Source organism: Candidatus Dependentiae bacterium (genome assembly GCA_016871815.1).
Classification (GTDB): Bacteria; Babelota; Babeliae; order Babelales.
Genome location: VHBT01000015.1, coordinates 1 through 22,994 on the forward strand (window position 1 = coordinate 1; position 22,994 = coordinate 22,994).

Here is a 22,994-nt window from a genome sequence, read left to right on the forward strand (position 1 = left end):
CACGTGCAAGTAAGGTTTTGAGTGAAAAATTTCAGGATATTAGAGGGCTTCCTCGCTTAGTTTTTGAAATAGGGTATGCTCAAGGAGAGGCGGTAAAGCGACTTGGTGAGCGTGAGGGCTTTTTTTGTAGCGTTCAGAAAGATAGTTTTGAAAAAGATCGTATTGTTATGTGTGAATAGGGGGACGTTGTGAACGTTTTAGAAAAATTAAATGCTTTTGAGCGACAAATTAGTATGTTGATCGCTTCTCATGAAGTTGGTCGCCAACAAAGCGTAGACGATTTGAAATCGTTTGAAAAAACATTGGCAGAGTATGATGAATCTGGTTTAACCACTGATGAAAAGAAGGTGATTGCAGATATTCGTCATATGTTTTCAAAAAATATTCAAAAACTTGAGGCTCAGTTAGCAAGCGATTTGAGCTTTTTAAGAGATCAAAAAACAGCGATTGTTGATGTTAAAAATGTAAGCGATAAAGCAAAACAGCAAGAATTGGCTGAAATCTTGGCAGAAGACTTTGGTGATGCGGTAACTGATTTTGAAGCATTCCAAAAAGAGCTTGATGCACAGGCTGCTGAGGATCGTCAATTTTTGGATAACATTGTTCAAGATTTAACTCATATGTTGCAGGAAGGCGGATTTAAAGAGCTTGAAGCAGTTATGGCTGAATTTACTGAAGATGATGAAACCGATGAAGAAGAGTTTTCTGAGTGCGATGACCAAGAGTGTTCAGAAGATGATTGTTCTTCTTCTTGCGATTTGAGCGATGAAGATTTGGAATCGATCAAAGAGGCTTTTTTGAAAATTAATAATCCGTATATTCGTGATGATGAAGAAAATAAAAATTCAAAAGATACGGATATCAACTAATTGATTTATATGTTTTAAAGAGAATTTCCTGTGTACTCTGTTGAAAAAGAAAAAAAAATAATTCACCAGCTTTATGATGAGTTGGCGGATGTTTTTTTGAGTAAAAATCCATTACGACAGTTATTCTTGAAAAAAACAGTTCAATTTGCTGAAAACAAGGCGCTTATTTCGCATGAGCGCCTTGTTTTGTATCAAGAATTTGCAGATGAGGTTTGTGATCGCGCAGCATATCTTTCCGCATGGAAAATAGGCCTTAATGCAAAAGTAATCATTTTTTTACCAAATTCTATCGATTTTTATTTTTGGTATCATGCTGTTCATGCGGTTGGCGCTGTTGCAATTTTAGTTTCTCCACTTTTGCACGAAAAAGAAGTGGAAGATATTTTTAATCAAGTGAATCCGTCAGCTATAATTTTTGCGAAAAATCCTTTTATTCATACGTTGTTTGTTCAACGTCCCGCAACTCTTTTGGTTGATATTAAAGATTTTTCAGTACAAGATTTACCTCGATTTATTGATGGGTTGGTAGTTAAAGATATTAATGCGCCTGCGGTTATTTTGTATACTTCGGGTTCTACAGGTTCGCCCAGGGGCGTTGTTTTGTCGGCGCTTAATATTCTAACAAATAGTATTCAAACTCAAGCAAGATGCATGTTTTTGGGGATAAATAATGCTCGGTTATTGAGCATTATTCCTGCCAGTCATTCGTTTGGTCACATGACAAGCGTTTGTAAGCCTCTTTTGTCTGGTGATACGGTATATGTAGTTACCCAGACCTCTCGTGCAGAAATCAAAAAAGCCTTTCAGATTTGTAAGCCGACCATGATTTTTGGGGTTCCGGTTCTTTTCGCCTTGTTTGCATCGATGCCAGAGTTGCCTGTTTCTGGGGTTAAGTTATTTGTTTCTGGCGGAGATTTTTTACCATCCTCGATAGAGGAGTTGTTTATGTCTGTTTTTGGAAGGCGTATTGCATCTGGTTATGGATTATCGGAGGCGAGTCCGGTGGTTGGTATGAATGTAAATTCCGCAAAAATTAAATCATCAATTATAGATCCTTTTTTTGTTGGCGTGTCTTATAAAATTTTGTACAAAGATTCTTTACCAGAAGGGATTGGGGAGTTGCTTTTGTCTGGATCAACGATTTTTTTGGGATATTTTTCTGGAGACTTAAATGCCTTGGATTGTCCCGTGATTGATGGTTGGTTGCATACTGGAGATTTGGTGAAACAAACGTTGTTGGGTGTTGAGCTGGTTGGTCGTGAAAAAAATATTATTGTTTTTAAGGGATTTAATATTTACCCGGAGGAAGTCGAGCGAGTTTTGGTACAGGTTTCGGGTGTTTTTAAGGTTGCGGTTTTTGGCGCTGACCATGAATTGTTTGGACAGATTCCTATAGCAGTTGTTGAGCCTTATCCAGGCGTATTTATAGATTCTGTAGAGTTGCTTGAAGTTTGCAAAAAACGGCTTGCTGCGTATAAGGTTCCACATAAATTTATCGTGATGGATAAACTGCCGTTAAGTTCGTTTGGAAAAATAGATAAAAGAACTGTTAAAAAAATAATTTCTTAACAGCTATACTATAATAATTGAATGCAGATAAAAAATCAGAAAAGAGGGAGATTTCGGCGCCATGTCGACCGTATACATATTCATAGTTGGTGCTGTTGTTTGTTATTTTCTGAGTGGGCTGGTTTCTTTTCTGGAGACAGCTATTCATCTTGTTCGTCCCTATCAACTGAAAGCGTTGAGGGATGATGTAAAAAGCTATGAACGATTATTTGATATTTGGCAGACTAATCCGCAAAAGCTGTTAATTGGCATTTTATTGCTCAATAGTTTTATTGATATTGTGGCAACATTGTGCGTTTCAAAAGCATTTGAAATTATTTTAGGGTCAATTGGTATTGGTGTTGGTGCGGTTGTTGCTACTGTTGCCAATATTTTGTTTACAAATTTAATTCCGAAAATGTCTGCACGATTGCATTATCTCAAGGGCGTTAAAATGTTGTTGTGGTTTGCGTCAGGAATTATTACAACGCTTTATCCTATTGTTACGGTGCTCCTTTCTGTGGTGAATAATATATTTCTTTTTTTTGGAAACGATATCACCTCATCAAACGATGCGTTTACCGAAGATGAACTTGAGTATTTGATTAAACAAAGTGATGAATCTGGGATTATTGACTCTGAGAAGTCTGAAATGTTGCAGAATGTTTTTGGGTTGGGTGAAATTTTTGTTGAAAAAGTTATGGTTCCCAAGAGTGACATGGTTTTGCTTGATGTAAATGCAGGTATTCCCGATGCCATTCAATTTTTAAGGCATCATCGGTATTCTCGTGTTCCGGTGTATGACGGTAAAGAAGATAATATTATTGGGATTATTTATCATAAAGACTTGTTTGATCATTATTCATCGCAGGTAAATATCACTCTTAAAGAGATTGTAAGACCAGTCTTATTTACACCGCAGACAAAACGGGTGAGCCAGCTTTTGAATGAGTTTTTAAAAAAACGAATGCACATGGCTATTGTTATTGATGAATTTGGTAATGTTATAGGGCTTGTTACTCTTGAAGACTTGATCGAAGAAATTGTTGGTGAAATTAGTGACGAGCATGAAAAAATTCATACAGGTATTATCCCATTAGAGCAGGGCGGTTGGTTGATAAATGCGAGTATTATGTTAGATAAGCTCGAAGATTTCTTGGCGATTAAATTTGAAGTTGAAGAATCGTTGACCCTTGCGGGATTTTTGGCCGAAAAATTTGAATATTTGCCCCAAAATGGTGAATCTTTGATTTATCGAGGCTATATCTTTACGGTTCAGCAGGCTACTGATAAGCGGATATTTCAGGTCTTGATTGTCCACGAAAAAACAACTGTTATTTCAGGGCAAGATGTCAGCTAGAATCGAATAGAGATAAAAAAGTTTAAATTTTAGCTAAAAATTATCGTTTTTTTATTAAAAATGTTTTTCTTCATCTTTTCACCTAGAATAAGGCATGCAGTATAGAAGGTGTTTTTAGTATAAAATTGATTTAGCCAATGAATTGTGCACGGTTATTATTTTTGTGTGGACTGTTCTCTGTAGGGTTACTACAGGGAAAGCACGTTTTTGCGGTCCCAACTTATAAGCAACGAGTGGCGATAGAACGATTGTCTAGCTTTGGAGAGCTGCACTTTGATCGGTTTTCTTCAGAAATTCAGAAAAAAAAAGAAGCTAAACGAGCAAATCTTGTCCGTATTTTGCAAAAGAAAAGTGATGACTTAACACCCTTTGAACAGCTGGACTTACTTGGTTACACTCTTCCTGTAAAGGCTCTTGATCCACTAGTATCGGATTTTTTAGTGGCATTTTTCGTGTCATACTTTTTGCAAGCTGTAGAGTATTATATTGCTGCGGGCGTTTCTGAATTTAATGGAAAATCTGAGGTAAGACGAAGAACAGTTTTAGTTAAAGAACATATTGAGATTGAAGAGTCATTAGGGGTTAATAGTTCAAGAGGTCAAGATTTCAGCACTTCATCTTTATTTAATAAATTTCAGAAAAGATTTGAAAATACATTGAGAGAAGTATTCCAAGGTATGAAATTTTTTTGGGGACAATCTAATGAGGTGGAAACTGATAATTCAGATCAAGAAGTGATGCAGAAGAAAGCAGAACATCGTCGCGTTAGAGTCTCTCAACCCCTGCCCAAACAGGCTGATAGTTCAGATGAAGAGCCGGAATGGAAATCAAAAGGATTGTTGCCGACGATTAAACAATTGTTTAGTCGGCTAAAGATTAATAATAGTGATCGCCAAGAACCTGTTAATGAAAAGAATCGTAAAATTTTTCAGGCTTTTTATACTCATGACTCATATCCAGGTCAGTTAATAGTAAAAGAAATTTTTCTGAAGCATTTAATTAAATCATGGCCAATTCTCAAGCGAATTAGATCTTCATTTTGTTATCACAAAGCCCGTTTAGGCGGTAGAACGGCAGAGGCTTTTCTTGAGCATATTTTGAAACATATCTCTTCTGAGCTTGCGCAAGTGCTGCAGGCAGATGAGAAAAAAAATTCATTTGTGCGATACGTGATTGAATCACTTTGGAATAAACATGCCGGAAATGATGAAAAAATTTATCAAGAACTGGAAAAAATATATGACAATTTTTCTCAAGAGCTTTTGTTGGGGCAAGAAAAAAGAACAGATCAATATTGGAAGCAACTAGCATTTAGATTCCATGCGAATATGGTCAATGATCATAAATTAACCTTTGTAGATGCAATTTCTCGTGGTTTTAGGCATGGAACAACTGGACGATTATTTTATTCGGCAGGTTTGGGAGCAATTGCCGTGATGTGTATGGAATTATTTAGAATGTATGGATCAACTTATTTTTATAATTATGCCCAGCGAGAGGATGGTTTTGGGTTTGTTAAAGTTGATAAGCGACGAATGTTTTTTTGGGGTGCTTTTGTTTTAATGTCTGCATGGTCTTGTAAAAATAAGCTTGCAACGTATCGCACACTTGAAGCAGAAAGAGATTATCGAGTTTTTCTTACGCGGCAGGGATTATTGGCAGAAGAGAAACATGCAGAAAAGTTCTACTGGGGCTGGTTTCTCCCGGAATGGAAAATGAAAAAAAAGAATCTTCTGGATGTAGAAAAGGAATTTAATGCTTATGTTGAGCAATTTTCTGGAATAAGCAAATCTTTAGAAGAATAATCACAAAAAGTTTTGAAACCCCTTATCTTCCAATTTTTTTATAAGTTCTCTGATGTTTTCTTGTTCTCCTACTTTCTTTACAAGAATTATTTCGTCTGTTTCGATGACGCACAAATTACTTACGTCGACAAAAGCGATAAGCTTTTTTTTGCTATGCGCGATGTTTCCTTCGCCATTCAGAGAAATGCAATTTTGTTCTTTTTTGCTGTTTTTATCTTGAGAGTAAGAGACAAATGATTCAATATCACCTAAATCTTGCCAGGTCATATTTGATGCAAAGACAACGCGATTTGCAATCTTTTCTGTTACTGTTGTGTCGAATGAGCAGGGTGAAATTTGCGCGTATTCTTTGTGTCCTTGTACCACAGAAATCATATCCTGATAGAGCTCAGGAGCGGCTTCTTTGAATGCTTGTAAAAAAATTGAATTTCGAGCAACAAAAATACCGCAATTCCACAGTGTGTATGAGGTATTCCAGAGAAGTTCAGCGATTTCTTGTGGAGGTTTTTCGATAAATTTATCAATATTAATTGGCGAATTTATTTCGTCTTTATTGTTTGCAAGAATATATCCGTACAAAGATGATGCTTTTGAAGGTTTTACTCCGATTAAACAAATATCTCCATACGATTCGGCATATGAAATGACACTCGTTAATGTTTTTTCGAATAAAAAGGTCTCTTTAATTGAATGATCAGATGGGGTAAAAACAACTACAGGGTCGGTGTTTTCTTCTTCTGCAATTTGCAAACATGCGTACAGCATTGCTGGTGCAGTGTTTTTTCCACAAGGTTCAATTGTGTAGGTATCTACAATATCACCAAGTAATTGCTGAATAGCCTGAAAGTATTCTTTATTCGTAACAATTCCGATTTTATCAGTATTTTTTTTTATTTGAGCTAATCGTTCAACGGTTGTTTCCAGCAGCGTTTGTTTGTCATCAACTGATACGAGCTGTTTTGGCGTATTTGAGCGACTTAACGGCCAGAGACGCTGTCCTTTTCCGCCACATAAAATCATATAGTGTGTTGGGGTCATAAGAATAATCCTTTTATAGGGTTTTTTCAAAAAGCGACAATTGCAACAACGACCATTGTTGAACGGCTTTCGTTGGAGCTTGCGTATTATTTGAGGCTATTTTTTGTGGATCAAGATTGCTAAATAGCGGACCGTTTGTATCAAGTGTATTCGCGATCCTTGCAGGAAAGTATTCTCCTTTTGTAAACCAATGCAAGAGAGGAACGCTAAAGCCTTGTTTTTTGCGATAAACAATATCTTTGGGTAAGTATCGTTCTGCGACTTTTTTTAATAAATATTTTGTACACGACCAACTAATTTTTAGTTTTGTTGGGAGTGCAAGAGCAAACTCGGCAATCGTGTGATCGAGAAATGGCACTCGCGTTTCTATCCCATGCATCATAGACATTTTGTCTGCACGCATGAGAAGTAGTTCTGGCAATCGATGAACGAGTTCTAGGTAACACATTTCTTTTTCTAGAGAAATATTTGGAGCTTTCGAGTAGAGATTTTTTCTATGATATTCAATGATAGAATGTGTGTCTGACGTTATGAGTAGTCCCGGATATATTTTTTCTAGAATAGGGTCATGAAATTCAGACATTTTTTTTGTTAAAAGCTGTTTTTTTTGAAGTTCAGTAAAGGGAAGAGCTCCGGTCCAAAAAAGTGCGCGATCGTTTTCCCAGTTGTACATAATCTCTTGATAAAAGTCGTTTTTGCGAATGAATGGAGCTGCGCATGCAGCAATAATTTTTTTTGTGTTGGAGGAAAATGATTGTTGAGATGAAGACAGTCCGATTGAATTAAATACGTGATATTTTTGATAAATACTGTATCCCATAAAAAGTTCATCTGCGCCTTCGCCTATCAAAATTGCCGGAATAGAATTGTTTCGTGCAAGCTCTGAAACGCAGCTGAAAGGAATACAGACGGGGTCTGCATGTGGTTCATCAAGATGAAAAATTGCTTTATCTAAAATTGCGTTTGCAGTCTGTTCGGTTAATAGCACTTCATGGTGCTTTGTGGCAAACAACTGCGCAACTTTTTTTGCGTGTTCTAGTTCGTTATCTTGCATCCACGATTCATATCCAACAGAAAAAGTGTGCACGTTTGATGAGCTCTGATTCATCAGTGCAACAATTAAACTTGAATCGAGTCCTCCTGATAAAAAAGCACCAACGGGTCTATCTGAAAGCATTGTTCGTTTTACTGCGGCTTGAAGTAATGAGTCTAGTGCATTGATTGCTTCGGCTTCATCGGAAATAGTTGTCTGCTGGGTAATGATAGAAAGAGGTGAATACCATTGGTGAAAATTTAATTCGCCATCGAGCTTGGATATTGCATACCATCCTGCTGGAAGTTTGTATATTTCTTTAAATAACGTTAGTGGTGCAGGTGTGATCATCAAAGAAAGGTAGTGCGAAATAAGCTCTGGTATAATGGTTTTTTTTATAAAAGGGAGTGTTGTGAGCGCTTTGATTTCAGAAGCGAATGAAATGATTCCGCCTTGAGTAGAAAAATAGAGCGGTTTGATGCCAAATCGATCACGTGCAAGAAAAAGAGTTTTTTTGTTTGTATCAAATAACGCAAATGCAAACATGCCATTAAGATGTTTTAAGCATTCAATGCCCCATTTTTTGTATGCAAAAACAAGTGTTTCTGTGTCGCTGTTTGATTTGTATACAAATCCTTCGTTTTTGAATTGAACTGAAAGTTCTGGATGATTGTAAATTTCTCCATTAAATGAAATAACAATCGAATTGTCATCACTATGAAAGGGTTGTCGAGCGTTAAAAGACTGATCTTGAATGCTGAGTCTGCGGTGAACAAGTCCCATCAAATTATCGTGAGAAAGCCAATATCCATAACCATCTGGACCGCGGTGTTTAATTGCTTCTTCCATGCCGCGTAAAAGCGCAAAGTGATTATCCGTTAGGTTTTTTTTGGTATCGTAAAAACCTGCGATTCCACACATGGTATATCCTTATCGATTAGAGTTGAATGGTTTGATTTTCTGGAGATGCCTGGAAGAAATCATCTTGTTTTTCGCTTGTTTGAGATAGTTTTTGAGCCTGATATCCGTAATCGACAACGCCGCCTCCAGCTTGCGCAAGAAGATCTACTTCAAGGGTTATTTCCGTTGCATATAAAATACGTTGGCGTTCACCTACGTGAGACGATAAATCGCCAGATATGATTCCATCAACAAAATATGATATAGCCTGTGTGTATCCTTTTTCTGGTGTACTACTCATGCGGTTAAACGTATGGTCTAATCCAAACCCTTGTAGTGTTTTAAAGTCCTCAAGAATTGCGCTTTTTCCATCCCAAAAGATTTCAAGGCGCTCTTTTTCGAGTAAAGAGCTTCCTGTGGCTGCGTATAAAATCGATGCAATTGAGTTGTCTGCAAAGCTCAGTTGAATTGAAAGAGTGTCATTGTTATTCATGTCGGCGCGACCTTTACCCGCAGGAGATACTGCAATCCGAGTAACAAGACTTCCGGAGAGATAAATCAGCAGATGAATGAAGTGGCATACTTCTCCAACAATTCTTCCGCCATGTTCAAGGGATTGAATCCAATGAGTTGATGGAATATATCCGGCGTTAATTCTGTATGTTATAGCTAGTGGGGTTGCTCGATTGGTGATTGCTTTTTTGATCTGTGCAATAAACGGTGAATGTCTGCGGTTGAAATCAACATGCCACGGAGCTGTTGGCTGCAGATGGTGAAAAGCATAGAGTTTTTTGAGTTGATCGTGAGTTACTGCAACTGGTTTTTCTACAAAAACTGGTCTGCCCGTAGAAAGTGCGTCAAGAAGTTGCTCGGTATGAAATTTGTGTGGTGTTGCGATAACAAAAGCGTCTATTTCTTCAATCGCAAGAAGATGTCGATAGTCATTTGAATATTCTGCGACGTTAAATTGGCGAGCAGCATTAACAACCGTTTGAATTTTTGTATCTGAAAGAGCATGCAAAGAGATTGCAGGATTCTTTAAAAAAGAAGGAATGAGTTGGGTGGTAGAAAAGCCTCCTGTTCCGATCCATCCAATTTTTATTGAATCTGATGGGTTTTTAAAAACAATCGCAGGGACATGACTTATTTCTGGTTGAGGGTCTATAATTTCTGAGTGATTGCTATAAGACAGAACAATACCAATCGCGGTTTTTTTGGAAAGAGATTCATATGCCTCTGGAGCTTGCTGTAATTGATATTCGCTGGTTATTAAATCATCAAAATTAAGTTTTTTTTCATCGATAAGTCGAGCAATTGTTTGCAGATTCCGGTGTTCTGTCCAGCGTACATACGCATATGGATAGTCGATTCCTTGTGCTTCGTATTGTTCGTCATATCTTCCAGGTCCATACGAGCAAGAAATAAGTAAATCGATTTCTTTTTGATACAATTCATCGCGTGATGCGGTGATTGGGGTATCCCCAACAATAATAATTTTTCCTTTTCGGCGTGTTGCTTGTGTTGCAAATTCAAGAATTTCAGCAGAGTTTCCGGCAGCAGTTATGATTGTTGCATCTGCTCCGTGATGTTCAGTTGCAAATAAGAGCTCTTTAAGGGCTGTTGGACTTTGTCCATTTATTACAGAAAAAGCACCGTATTTTTTTGCAAGATCTAGTCGATCTTGTTGGATGTCTATGCCAATCACTCGGCATCCTGCCAAAAATGCTAATTGAACTGTGATAAGGCCGAGAAAACCAAGTCCTTGTACGCAAACAATTTCATCGAAATGAATGTCAGCCCGTCTAAGTGCATGTAGTGAAATAGCGCCAAGTGTTGTTGCAGATGCGTTTTTGAGTGACTCTTCGTGGATTAGTTTTGCCGTTAAATGTTCTGGCACAACAACGAATTGGCCATGCATCGCATAGCCAGATCCAGCACATGCAACAAGGTCGCCAACTGATATGTTTTTTACACGAGCTCCAACGGCGATAACAACTCCAGAGCATGAGTAACCAACTGCAATAAGTTGTTCGAGTTTGCTTTTGACGAGTGAAATTGTTGAACGCAGCCCATTTTGAGCCAGGGCTTCTAGGGTTTTGTTTATCTGAGATTGGCCTTCAGTAAAAATACGATTAACAATTGATTTATTTGTATTGTTGAGAGTTGCGCGTTCTGTTCCTGGACTAATGCAGGAGTATGCAACTTCAACAAGTACGCTTGTGTCGTTAAGAAGAGGTCTTGAAACTTCTTGAATTACTGCTTTTCCTTGCGACAAAAAGACTTGTTTCATGGCCGGCCTTTCTAGAAAGTTGCGGAGGTCGATTTTTTTGTATGTAGTAAAAGTGTTTCGGTTTGGGCTATCTCTTGGTGGTGTCCGGTGTCGTAAAGAAGGCCGCAGGCATCGAAAATGACATTGTTTTTGAGTTGTGTGTATGAAATTTTTTTAAATTCATTATGTTTTACCAAAATAATTATCCCGTCAGCGATTTCTAGAGATCGCAACGGATCTATTTCTGCAAAGAAACCGAGTTCTTGAATTTTATGCGGGTGAACATTTGGTTCAACAACATGAAATGAGCAATTTTTTTCTAAAGAATGTAATTTTTGAGCGATTTCAAGAGCTGGAGATTCTCGCATGTCATCCACATTTGGCTTAAAGGTAAGGCCCCAAATTCCTATTGAAAGTTTTCGTGTTGGACTCTGTGTGCGAATTTTTGAAATAACATCAAGAATTCGATGCAAAACTAATTCTGGGCGATGATGATTGATCTTACGCGCTTCAGCAAACAGTTGAGTTGCTTGTGGGAAAGTATTGATTAAAAAATAAGGATCTACCGCGATACAGTGTCCCCCAACTCCACATCCTGGTTCTAAAATTTTTACACGAGGGTGTTGATTTGCAAGAGCAATAACTTCTCTGCTGTCGGTTCCTGCAGCGGTGCAAATTTGGTCAATTTGATTTGCAAGAGCAATTTGAACATCTCTCGAGCTGTTTTCGATAAGCTTTACAAGTTCAGCATTTTTTGCGGTTGTATGCTGAATGCTTCCAAAAACAAATGGGGCATAAAATTCAGCAGCTTTTTTTGCGCATTCTGGAGTTACGCCACCCAAAATTCGATTATTATGCGTGAGTTCATACAGGGTATTTCCAGGAAGTACGCGTTCAGGGCAATGTGCTACAAAAATAGTTTTACCAACGATAAAAGATGTTTGTTTTTCAATGGTTTTTGCGATCGTATCGGTTAAGAAAACAGGAATTGTCGATTCTATAATAATACAACAACCTTCTGTGAGCAGGGGTGTTATGGTTGAAATCGCCTGCCAAACATAATCAACATTAGCGGTTTTATTTTCATGAAATGGCGTTGGAACCGCAATGATAAAAAAATCAGCTTTTAATTGAGGATTTGTTGTGAATGAAATTTTTTTGTAAATCGACTGTAGAAGTGTTACAAGATCATGTTCTCGAATTGAGGTAATGCCATTTTTTAGTTGGGTAATTTTTTCATGATCAATGTCGTAGGCTTCAACATCAAAAGAGGTGTTTGCTGCAAGTAATGCGGTTGGTAATCCGATGTACCCAACACCAACTATGCACACTGATTTTTTATGAGATTGTACATTTATATTCATGGTTTTTGGTTTCTCCCAAAGCTTTAAAGGACTTATTTTTTCTGGCGAAACATAATGGCTCAGAAAATGGTTAAGAATTTGTTTGCACGATGAGCCATCGCCGTAAATTAATGACAGAGTGGCGGGTTGGTTTGATTGTAAGAGTTTTTCTTCTAGGGCGCGTGTAATTTTTGATGTATCAAATCCAGTTATGGTTGAAAGTCCAAGATCGATTCCTTCTGGGCGTTCGGTGGTATTGCGTAGACAAATAATAGGTTTTCCCAGCGAAATAGCTTCTTCTTGAATTCCTCCCGAATCGGTGGCGATACAATCTGCTTGCGTGAGTGAGTAAACAAGATCTGCATACGAAAGTGGTGGACTAAAAAAAAGTTGATCTTGTAAAAGTTCTTTTGTAAATCCAGAAACAATGAGAGATGTCTGGATTTTGGGATTTGGATGAGATGGGTAAATACAAACAACATTTTCGTTATGTAATAAAAAATTTTTAATTGCTAAAAAAATGTTGGTTAGATTTTGGCCATGAGCTTCACGACGATGTGCGGTAAGAAGTATTATTTTTTGGTTATTGTTTTTAGCTTTTTGGCAAAAATCCTGGATATTTTGCGAAACCAATGAACGGTCTTTATTAATTTTATTTATACCAAAATGAAGAGCGTCAACAACCGTGTTTCCAACACAGATAATTTTTTCTGCGCTTATTTTTTCTTCGAGTAGGTTTTTTTCTGCGTGTTTTGTTGGTGCATAATTAATGGTTGCGATTCTGCTGATAATCGATCGATATCCTTCTTCAGGATAAGGGTTTTCTAGGTCAAAGGTTCGTAGTCCAGCTTCAACGTGGGCGATTTTAATTTTTCTATTAAATGCAGAAATTGCAGCAGCACAGGTTGTTGCAGTGTCTCCTTGTACAAAAACCCAACTAAAAAAAAATTGTTTATAAATTAACTCTAATTCATGAACAATTTGTCCAAAAAGTTCATTTAAGTTTCCCAGATGGGGTGAAAGTGGCAGTTGAAAATCTGGTGTAACATTAAAAAAATGTAGTTGCTCATTCATCAATTGAATGTGTTGCGATGAAATGCACAGCTTGACCGGTAGGCCTTGTTCTTTGAACGCAAGATAGAGCGGAAATAATTTTATTGCTTCAGGACGGGTCCCAACGATAAAGAGGATAGACAAATAAAATCCTTTCATTGTGATGATGCAATATCAGCTCATCATCGACGGCTTCAGTTTTTATCAAAAAATAGTGATTAATACAATACACGTATGAGATGTGTGTTAAAATTCTTCTTTACAACACAGGATAATCGCGATATCGTCCTTGCGAATGCTGGGTTGTTGCCAGGGTTGTAGCTATGCATTTGTTGTTTTGGTGGTTTTTTTGTGCGCTGAGTTCTTTGTCGGTGCATGCGTTTGAAAGTCGATTTTCTAGCCATGGTATTTCATCGCCAGCGGTAATACACTCACCAATATATGGTCCAGAAAATGCAAATTCTAGGGTTTCAGTTAGGGTTTCGGTAGACACAAAAAGCCTCGTTCCAGTGAGAGCTGATAATCCATATCAAGCTCCTGTTCAGCAAGAAGTATATCAAAAACCACAGCTAATCCCTCGGCTTAAAGACATTCCCAATACACCGCTTAAAGAAGTAGAGAAAAAATATTTGCAGGACGCTGCGGTTGAATTTGAAGCGCGACCGTTGCCAGATGGCTGCATTGAGTTGGATGTATTGTATAAGAAGACGGGAGCACTTGCGCAGGCGTTTAAAATCGATAGATACGATGTGCGGGCATCACAGATGCGACGTCAGCTTGATGAGTTTGCATGCGCAGATGTTTCAAGCAAGGTTGCACAGTGGTCAGCACAGGTCGCGCTTGAGCACGAAGAAAAAACCCAAGGTATTAATGAACAATTTACGGAGTTGTTACAAAAATATCCGCAGTTGAATATGCAGGTTGGTGAATATTATCTTTCATCACCAGTACAATTTTTTTTAGATAAATATGCAATTTCATATTCTGCGCTGCAGTATACCATCGAATATGGAACGCAGGTCGCGGCGATCGATGGCACGCAAGTTTATTCGCACGAAAAAACAGGTTTGAGTGTTGCCCTAGCCGATAAGCGCATACTCATTTTTATGGATATTCATGGACAGCTGGTTGACTTTATTAACCTTGAATATGAGCGACATAACGCACCGCAAGATCGAGCCGAAGAATTGGTGCAAGAACAAAAAGACTTAGAGCAACGAGCGTTCTGCCATGTAAAATCTGCATACATACCAAAACAAGTATACAGCTCGATTGTTGAGGAGTTTTTTTCGTCAGCAGCATTACCGACTACGTGGAGTGATGAAAAAATAATAAAAAACGACACTGAAATGAATATCGAGTTTAATGGATTTGGTTTTTCGCAACGGGCAGTTGTTGCGGCAGATTATTACAAGCTTACACCGGGAAAAATTGTTGAAAAGATTAATCAGAAAAAAGAATGGTTGCTCGCAGATCTTTCGCGGCCGATTCATGGTTTTTCCTTTGTATCAGTCTCACGCGATCATGCGGCAGTTGTCAGACTTGATGACAATCAGGTAGTAACTATTGTGAGGATTGCGCCGGCAGTTCCACGAGATCCGCCATATAATTTGATGGTGGATGGGTTAAAAAAAATTGTACACAATCTTAATCGCTTACCAGCGTCAAAAATGGATGATTTGACACACGATTTTATCAAGGATCATCGCCAGCTGCAGGCATCATCGTGGAATTCTTTGAAGCTTGTTTATGGTGTTGATGGCAGAACGTATGATGGTTGGCATTTTAACCATAAAGCATTAATTGGGTGTGTGGCTTCTGGTCTGTCTCCGCTAGCAATTACTAGCACGTTAGAAAATCGTTTTGGTTTTGGGAACGGACTATTTCCGTTGCCGGTTCAAGAATTTTTGTTAACACCAGAGCTTTCGTGCAAGTTTTTTACCAGCGCTGGCGTATTTGTTATTTACGATAATTCTCAAAAAATTATTACTCATGTGCTTTCGGCAATACAACCGGTATGCGATGTATTCTCATCTGAGTTAAAAAAACAGGGCATAGATTTTAATGTACGCATGCCGCTGGAAAATATTTTTAGAACGTCTTACGTCGGCACAGAATTTTCAGAGTTTGCGCTCTCAAATATGTTTTCAAAGCTGCAGGAGTATGACAAAGAGCAAGCGCTTGAGCGACAAAAACCCTACACAGATAGCTTGAATCGAGCTTTAAAAGAGCTTGATGAAAAAGCGATCTTGCCACAAGACAAAGTCGATTTGCAGCGTTTTTCTGACGAACATGACAAACGAAGAACTGCCATGAGTAAAAAGAATATTTCACGATTTGAGCGAATGATTTTAGAAGAAATAACTCGCCAGAAAATCTTTTCCGAAGATCCGTTTGAGTTTGATGGATGGAACTTTTTTAATAGTGCGATTAGTGGTATCGCGGCGTATGCACTGTCGCCACGGTTGGTTGTTTCAACGATCGAAACCGCTTTTGGTTGCGCGGTGTTTCCTTCTGCGGCAACGCTTGTGCCGCTTGCTCCCGTGATACTTTTTTCTGGCGGGGTTGCGTATGTGGCGCTTAAAACAAATAACTTACATGCCTTTGTAAATTATACCACACGAGCGGTGGTGACCATTTTTGAGGCGGTTAAAAAATCAGCAGAATGGATCGTCAAAAAATTTTACGAGCGCGATACAAATGCGACGCTCAGCCGCAGCAAAAAAAGTCTTGCTCCTGCCCGAAATAATGCATCTGCAGATAGCGGTGAGGTGCAAGGAGAAACGCAATCACAGGAACAGGTAGCTTCATGCGGTGGGTCTGAGCCTCCCGATCCTGATGATGATGAGGATGATGTTCCCGAGGAAAATGAAGAACGACCTGAAGATGCAAAAGTGCTTGATGAGATCGAAGCCAAAATCGAAAAAGGATCTCATTCTGGGACGCAAGATCATATTTTTCAGGCAAAGCATCAATGGGAAAAATTGGTGAAAAATTATAAAGAAAATTGGCCAGAGGTGAGACGTATAATTGCGCGTACGATTAAAAATGGAATTGAAAAAAGAAAAAATCTTAATCAAGTATTTGGGCAGAGAAAATATATATTAAAAATAAATAATCATATCGTAGAGGCTAGAACATTTTTTCTACCCGATGGATCGATTCGGATAACAACTGCAATGATAAGATGGAAAACTTATGTATGAATTAATAATAAAAAAAATAAAAAAAGGCCTTTTTTGTGAGGCTGCACGAGAAATAAAAAGTTTAACAAATGATGAAATAGAAAATATCCTTGTTTTATCGCTTGGTGTTGGGTCTGATATCACATCATATGCCTTTGCTAATTATTTAATTTTAGATAAAACATATTCATTTTTTGCTCAAAAGATTTGTTATAATCTTTGTGATTCTTTATTTAATTATCTTTTTGGAGCAATTTATTCAACATATGCGCATGTTTCTTGCATGATAGAATTACGGCCCGATGATTTTAGTATATTAGAATTGCAAGCGTATCTTTATGAGATTCCAGATGAGGTTTTTACTCCCGTAGAAATGTATCATATTGCTAAAAATTTATTATCTATAAATCCAAAATCAGCTGAATCAAAGTATTGTTTTAATCGAACGAAAGAATACTCGTCAGAACCCCTTGAGTTTCCCTGGGATGGCCTTTTTGGTATAGAAAAAACAAAAATTTTGATAGAAAAAGGTAGATTTTCAAAGGCGCTTGCAAACCTTGCGTCACATTCACGTGAAGAACTTTTTACGTTATTACGGATATTTGCACGAGATGGTTTTTTGTATGCCTACTCATTTGTGTGGGCAATGATTCGCGAGGAAGAAAAGGTCGATTTACATCTGCTTGCGGCAGAGTTTTTTTTGGATCAATATGTTCCCTTTTTAGCTAAAGGGTACTATGGAAGAGAAGGCGTGGCTTTTTTTCACACGCACAGAGCCGTAGAACTTGAACCAGAAAACGTTGAAATTATTGAGCAGTTGCTTGAGATTTATGAATTAACGCCAGAGAGTTTTGAGCCAGAGGAAGCAAAAGTTTTTGTTGAAAAGGTTTTAGCCCAAAAACCTGAGAGTAAAGCAGCTTTGCATGTTTTAGGTGAACTGAGTTAATCCTTAAAAAAACTTTGTAAATTATACCACACGAGCGGTGGTAACCATTTTTGAGGCGGTTAAAAAATCAGCAGAATGGATCGTCAAAAAATTTGACGAGCGCGATACAAATGCGATGCTCAGCCGCAGCAAAAACAGTCTTGCTCCTGCCCGAAATAATGCATCTGCAGATAGTGGTGAGGTACAAGGAGAGACGCAATCGCAAGAACAGGTAGCTTCATGTGGTGGGTCTGAGCCTCCGGATCCAGATGATGATGAGGATGATGAAACTGCTGATGAAAAAAATGCAGATGAGGTTGGCGATCTTGATTATGAGCTTCGTACAGATGAGAGAAAATTTATTGATGAATTGAAGAAAAAAATGAATGAAAAAGCGATTGCGGAAAATTCAAGTTCGTTTAAGTCTTTTAAAAGACAGGTTATAAAACATAAACAAAAATTAAAGCAATATCGAAACAAGCCTGATTCTATGGATGATGGAAGATTGGCAAACGCTAAAAATATAACAGAACGGATGAAAATTATAAAAGATCGAATTGATTCATTAAAAAAACAAATAAGAAGACACAAAAATCAGGTCTGGGCTGCGATGGAATGGTTAATAGAGAGAGGCATCGAATTATGAAATTAACAATATCAATGATTGAACTGTTTATTGAGTTAATTTTACAACGATTGGAAGATGATCAAAATTATTTTTTTAAAAAGGCTTATTACTGGCAAATTTTTTGGGACGAAGCGCGCAACCCTAAATATGATGGTAAGCTTTCTATTGGATCTACTTTAGATGATTTTTTGATATTAAAAGAGTCTTTTGATGAAGCGGAAGCATTTTCTTTCGGTTTGGATGTTGATCGTATGGGGATTATTTTATTAGCAATAGGAATAGGAGAAATCCAAAAAAAAGATACAGAAAGTAACGATTATCCAAATGCACGTGAACCATTTATTTTTTCTAAAAAAATTATACGTAAAATTGTAAAATATGTGTTGAATGGAATGAGGACTTTTTCATTCGATGAAGTTGAAATTAAAGATGTTTATTGCTGGACTATTCCTATAAAAACAATTTTTGATTTGAGCGTGCGACCTGTACCAAAAACGGAATATTTAAAAGAAAATGTAGAATGTTTCAAAGCATTTATAGATGGTCATATTTCATTAGATGAATTTGATATAGAAGTGTTTTATTGGAGCTTAAAACTTTATTGTGGAAATTGGCTATCTTCTTGAAATGAATCATTGTTGAATGGTTGCAGGAATAGTGATGCTGTCTATGAATTGACGCCAAAGAGTTTTGAACCAGCGGAAACGAAATTGTTAGCAAAAAAGGTTTTAGCGCACAAGTCTGAAAGTCCAGCTGCTTTGCGTGTTTTAGGCGTCTTTAATTAAAAACGATTATTTTTTTATTAGTTCTTGATGAAAAGAGTTTTTACATAATGTGCGACTGCTATTTACGGTCATTCTTTTTTAAACTAAGCTGTCCGGCAGGTTGATTCTTCTTTGTATTATGTTGATTCAATAACAATTTAAGGCAAAAACACGAAGCAGTTTATTCTGCAAAAAAGGTGAGAAATGAGTGATAACCGTCGAGCATCTAAGTTTTTTTTGTTTTTCTTTTTAATTTTTAGTCATTATTTGGCTTCTACTGCTGTGCTGGGAGATGTTGTGTATTCGTTGCCTTATCAATGGCAAATGCGAAAAACATCTTTTTATGATTCTGTGCAGCGACAATTATTTCTTGGAGCTATTTCAAAATTATCAACCAATCGCTTGGCAGTTGGTGTTTCGGCTGGTGGTGTTGTAAAAAGTTTAGCACCGCATCAATTGGCAGAAGCTCCGTTTGTTGAAAATGGGTATGAAACCAGGTCGTTGTGGGATATGTCGTTGGTTTATAAGGGCACAGATGACGCTCCATGGTTATTGCAAATCATGGCAAATGAAAGTGGCATAGCTCCTGCATCTAAAATGTATGCAGTTAAAGTTGATCCGGCTCAAACATCTCCCACGTATTTTATTCACACTCAATTTTTGAACAATTCTGGTGTTGCATCTATTCCCTTTAAAACGTGTTTTGTAGAACGTGCTTCGGATAGCGTTTCAGCGGCAACAAAAAAAGTCTTTGTTGTTGCAATTGCGGGCAGTTCTACCGATGTGACGTTTAATTCCGCATCTACTGGTGCATGTTTTCGATTGTATATTTTGGATGAAGATGGCGAAGGCATGACAGAGCTTGCGGCATCTAAACTTTCAGCAGCAGGTCTTGGTTCGTTTAGCGAATTGCGAGATATGTGGTGGGATTCATCGTTAAAACGCTTATATTGCGCATTTGCACGAACCGATGAAACTAAAGTTGGCTTGTGTGCAATTTATTTAGATGAAACAACGCCAGCTTCTCCTGTTTTGAAATTTGTAAATGATGGCGAATTGTTATCTTCTCCTGCTGGTAGTGCAAAATCGTTAATTCCATACGTTCATAGGGTTCGTTCTTTTACGGTAAATCCAGGGGATGGGGAACCAGATAAGAAAAAATATTTGCTCGTGTGTGGTGGTGGTGATCAGTATTCGTATAATCGTATTTATGCACTTCCGCTGGTTAATAGAAATAGCGCGTCAACAGCAGCTCAGGGTAAAATTGATACAAAACATAATCCGGGAACTTCAGGTTCTGGAGTTACAGCACATGATGATTCATGGTTAGATCAACGAAATGATATTAGCATGTTAACGGCGGGTCGAGATGCACTTGCAGAGTCTCCAAATGCTCTTTCTTTGATTGCTGCAAGAACAGTTGGTTGTGGTCCATTACCTGTTTCGCCTCACGTTCCTGTGACAGATATGAGTGTTATTGTTCAAGAGGCAAAATTAAATGTCTATGTTTCTGTTGCAGACGATTTAGGTCGTCCATGTCTATTTAAAACAAGCGCTCTTTTTGCATATAATGATGATTCTTCAGAAACAGAACTTGCGACAGGAAAGTCTGGAAAACTTAAAGGGTGGACTCCTTGGGAACGGGTTAATTCAACCGCCTTTAATTCTCCGATTGTGACATTCGGTATCGATACTGTAGGTTCGGATCGCGTGATGGTTCTTTTTGATAATAATCACGTTAATGAATTTGTGGGAACAGCACTTCCTACGTTTGCTCAATATCCTCAAAACTCTTTCGCTTTAGTGACACCTACAGCATCTGCAAGAGCGCCAAAGCTTGATATTGCTGATTTAACAACGCTGTGGCGAAATAGACGCTTGGGATTGTTCTTGCCTGGATTTAATTTGTTTTATGCTGCGAGTGCAAATAAGGATATGCAAAGCAATTCTCTGGTTGGGTATGGTGTTGGAGGAACTGGTCAAGGACTTACGCAACATTTTGTTTCGCATGAAGATATTCTCAATAAGGCGATCTGGACAACTGCGCTCCATGAAAGTGGAATCTTGGTTGTTACTCATTCAGAAATTGATGAGACAACCCTTAATTATGGTGGAAAGCGGTTATTCTTGGTTGATGCTTCGCGAACAATTTTTTCACGTAACGTTGCAACTGATGTTAAAGATTCGGCAGGAACGGCTTCCCGTATTTTTGCGCTTTCGTTTGTGCCAAAAGCAACCACAAATGGAATTGTTTTAGCGGCTATTCCAGATGCTGCGCGAAATGATTTTTCGAGTGGAAATAACAATTGTATTCGAGCATTTACTCATACTGTAATAACAACATTAGATAGTGAAAATAAGCCTGTTGTTACAGCATCTGATATGCTTCCTTATTCTGGTACAAATTTTGTTTATTCTTTAGCGGATGGTTCATCGGCTTTGGCATTACAAACAGGGCAAACAGGTGACCCATTGACTTACCGATCTCTTGAAGACATGTATTCAGACCCTATTTCTCAGATCACGTATCTTGCGTTTACAAAAGCAACTGATGGAAAAAACAGTGATAGCGATGATGATGCAGGACTTGTGTTTATTGGGTGGAATGATGCTGAAACGGGTCAGCGATATTCAGGAAAACTTCTTGAAGGATCGGTTGATAATACCACAGGATTTAAGCACATTCTTAAAGTTCGCTCGATGTATACAAAAACAGATCTTGAAGCACCTGCAAATAATAAATCCTATTTAATTTTTAATGGGACCAATCATGCGGGTGTTGCAACCGATGGATCAGGCCAAGGTGCTGTACGCTTAAATAAAATTTATGCATTACCATTAGTTTCATCTGGTACGCATAGAGGAAAAATTGCAACTGATTCTACTCATGCAACGGCAGCTGTTCTTGCACCTCAAACCTGGAGCGAAACTGCTGATAGTGCAGCTAACTATGCAAAACATGTTGTTGGGGGAGGGTACTTGCCAACGCATCAACGTAGCGTGGTCACAGATATTTTGGTTTCTGGGCGAGCTGTTTTTGTGAGTGTTGCAAATCCTCAGGGTGTTACTGGTCGAAGAGGAGTATTTGTTTCGCAGGCGCTTACAGATTTAGATGAAAATCTTGTTGGTTGGACTGAGTGGCAATGTATTGGTGGTGCAAATGAAAATATCGCATCGCTTGGGTATGATGCATCAACAGATACCTTGATTGCGGTTAATCATGATTCATCGTTTATTCAAAAAATTGGCTGGAATACGAACGAAAAAATAACCGGGGTTAATAGTTCACGCCAAAATATTTATTCATTTGCGCGTGCGCTTCAGGAAGATTTCTCTGCGGGTACATCAAAAATGTATGGTATGCAGTTTATGAGTTGTTATTCGAATGATCATCAAGATTCTACACATTTATTTGGAGCTTTTGGGTATAACAAAATTGCGCTTGGCTTTTGTACAAAAAACGTAGGAGCTTTTGCTGTTGGATCATTCCGTTATCCGTATAAGTTGGATCCAACAAAATATATGGTTTTTGCGCAAGATACAGACTTGGATCAAATAAAGAGTATTTATTGTATTGCTGCTGCACCACGTCTTCCTGGTTGGGTTTTTGCCGGTGGATACCGAGGTCTTGCTGTGTTAAGAAATGGTTCAAACGGTAGGGGGTGGACAAGTCTTCCCGGCTCGTTTGCAGATACAAATTCTGGCGCTTATACCGCACTTAATTCGCAAACATGGAAGGTGCTTTCTGCTGTTTCTGGTCCCGTGTATAAAATTCTTGTGACAACTACCGTTGTGAACGAAACATCTGCACTTGCTCCATTGGTAATTTGTATGGGACGGCAAGGGCTTACTGGGTTTGTCGCAACAGAAGGAAAATTCAAGGACTCTTCTCCTGAGGCCTTAGAAGCATTCAATACGGCTGAAATATTTACCGATCCAGGTGAATATATGCGTGATATTGCATTGATTGGCGGAAAAATGTTCTTGGTTGGAACCAATAAGGGATTGTATTTGATGCAGGTAAGCGACACAAACGATAGTTTTGTAGCATCTCCAACAAGAATCAAGTATCAAGGAGCTCTTATGGGGCCTATTGGAGCGATTAAGGTTACAGCTTCGGTAGCAGGGTCGTCAACGACGCTTAATCCAACAGGTTTGAATGATAAATGGTTTTTTGTTGATGTTCTTACCTCTCGATTAAGAAAAAATCAGAGTGAGCATTATCAATTTAAAGTAAAGCTTAATAGTTCTGGTGTGTTGCCCGAAGGGGGCTT

General features: G+C 38.2%; 13 protein-coding genes. 9 read left to right on the top strand and 4 right to left on the bottom strand.

All coding sequences use genetic code 11. The features are described from left to right. The first annotated feature begins 188 nt into the window (after nucleotides 1-188). From FJ366_02880 to FJ366_02895, 4 genes are all read left to right on the top strand, one after another. Nucleotides 189-869: a hypothetical protein gene (locus tag FJ366_02880; protein ID MBM3894514.1), complete on the top strand. Its 681-nt coding sequence runs from the start codon at nucleotides 189-191 to the stop codon at nucleotides 867-869. A 30-nt stretch (nucleotides 870-899) separates the two neighbouring features. Further along, nucleotides 900-2,438, top strand: a complete 1,539-nt coding sequence (locus FJ366_02885; GenBank protein MBM3894515.1) for an acyl--CoA ligase — start codon at nucleotides 900-902, stop codon at nucleotides 2,436-2,438. 61 nt (nucleotides 2,439-2,499) lie between these two features. Beyond that, nucleotides 2,500-3,777 carry an HlyC/CorC family transporter gene (locus tag FJ366_02890; GenBank protein ID MBM3894516.1) on the top strand — a complete coding sequence of 426 codons (1,278 nt, stop codon included), beginning with the start codon at nucleotides 2,500-2,502 and terminating at the stop codon, nucleotides 3,775-3,777. Nucleotides 3,778-3,914: 137 nt separating this feature from the next. Then, complete coding sequence (locus tag FJ366_02895) at nucleotides 3,915-5,582, top strand: hypothetical protein (protein MBM3894517.1); 1,668 nt, start codon at nucleotides 3,915-3,917, stop codon at nucleotides 5,580-5,582. Here FJ366_02895 and FJ366_02900 read toward each other — a convergent pair whose 3' ends face one another. Genes FJ366_02900 through FJ366_02915 form a run of 4 tightly spaced genes read right to left on the bottom strand, consistent with a single transcriptional unit; the run spans nucleotide 5,583 to nucleotide 13,377 of the window. Further along, the gene (locus FJ366_02900; protein MBM3894518.1) at nucleotides 5,583-6,620 is read right to left on the bottom strand and encodes a hypothetical protein; all 1,038 of its coding nucleotides are present in this window, start codon (nucleotides 6,618-6,620) and stop codon (nucleotides 5,583-5,585) included. Between the two features lie 13 nt (nucleotides 6,621-6,633). Next, nucleotides 6,634-8,574: an asparagine synthase (glutamine-hydrolyzing) gene (gene asnB / locus FJ366_02905; GenBank protein ID MBM3894519.1), complete on the bottom strand. Its 1,941-nt coding sequence runs from the start codon at nucleotides 8,572-8,574 to the stop codon at nucleotides 6,634-6,636. Nucleotides 8,575-8,590: 16 nt separating this feature from the next. After that, entirely contained in the window at nucleotides 8,591-10,843 is a 2,253-nt protein-coding gene (locus FJ366_02910; GenBank protein MBM3894520.1) for a zinc-binding dehydrogenase, read from the bottom strand. 11 nt (nucleotides 10,844-10,854) lie between these two features. Next, on the bottom strand, nucleotides 10,855-13,377 hold the full coding sequence (locus FJ366_02915; protein MBM3894521.1) for a UDP-N-acetylglucosamine 2-epimerase (non-hydrolyzing): 2,523 nt from the start codon (nucleotides 13,375-13,377) through the stop codon (nucleotides 10,855-10,857). A gap of 164 nt (nucleotides 13,378-13,541) precedes the next feature. Here FJ366_02915 and FJ366_02920 point away from each other — a divergent pair, with 164 nt between their 5' ends. From FJ366_02920 to FJ366_02940, 5 genes are all read left to right on the top strand, one after another. After that, nucleotides 13,542-16,424, top strand: coding sequence for a hypothetical protein (locus FJ366_02920; protein MBM3894522.1), 2,883 nt, complete (start codon nucleotides 13,542-13,544; stop codon nucleotides 16,422-16,424). Continuing rightward, on the top strand, nucleotides 16,417-17,349 hold the full coding sequence (locus tag FJ366_02925; GenBank protein MBM3894523.1) for a hypothetical protein: 933 nt from the start codon (nucleotides 16,417-16,419) through the stop codon (nucleotides 17,347-17,349). The genes FJ366_02920 and FJ366_02925 overlap by 8 nt, the downstream gene beginning before the upstream one ends. A 37-nt stretch (nucleotides 17,350-17,386) precedes the next feature. Next, complete coding sequence (locus FJ366_02930) at nucleotides 17,387-17,974, top strand: hypothetical protein (GenBank protein ID MBM3894524.1); 588 nt, start codon at nucleotides 17,387-17,389, stop codon at nucleotides 17,972-17,974. After that, the gene (locus tag FJ366_02935) at nucleotides 17,971-18,582 is read left to right on the top strand and encodes a hypothetical protein (GenBank protein MBM3894525.1); all 612 of its coding nucleotides are present in this window, start codon (nucleotides 17,971-17,973) and stop codon (nucleotides 18,580-18,582) included. Before FJ366_02930 ends, FJ366_02935 begins: the two co-directional genes overlap by 4 nt. 342 nt (nucleotides 18,583-18,924) lie before the next feature. Then, nucleotides 18,925-22,994 (top strand): hypothetical protein (locus FJ366_02940; protein ID MBM3894526.1); only part of this gene is annotated, 4,070 nt, incomplete at its 3' end.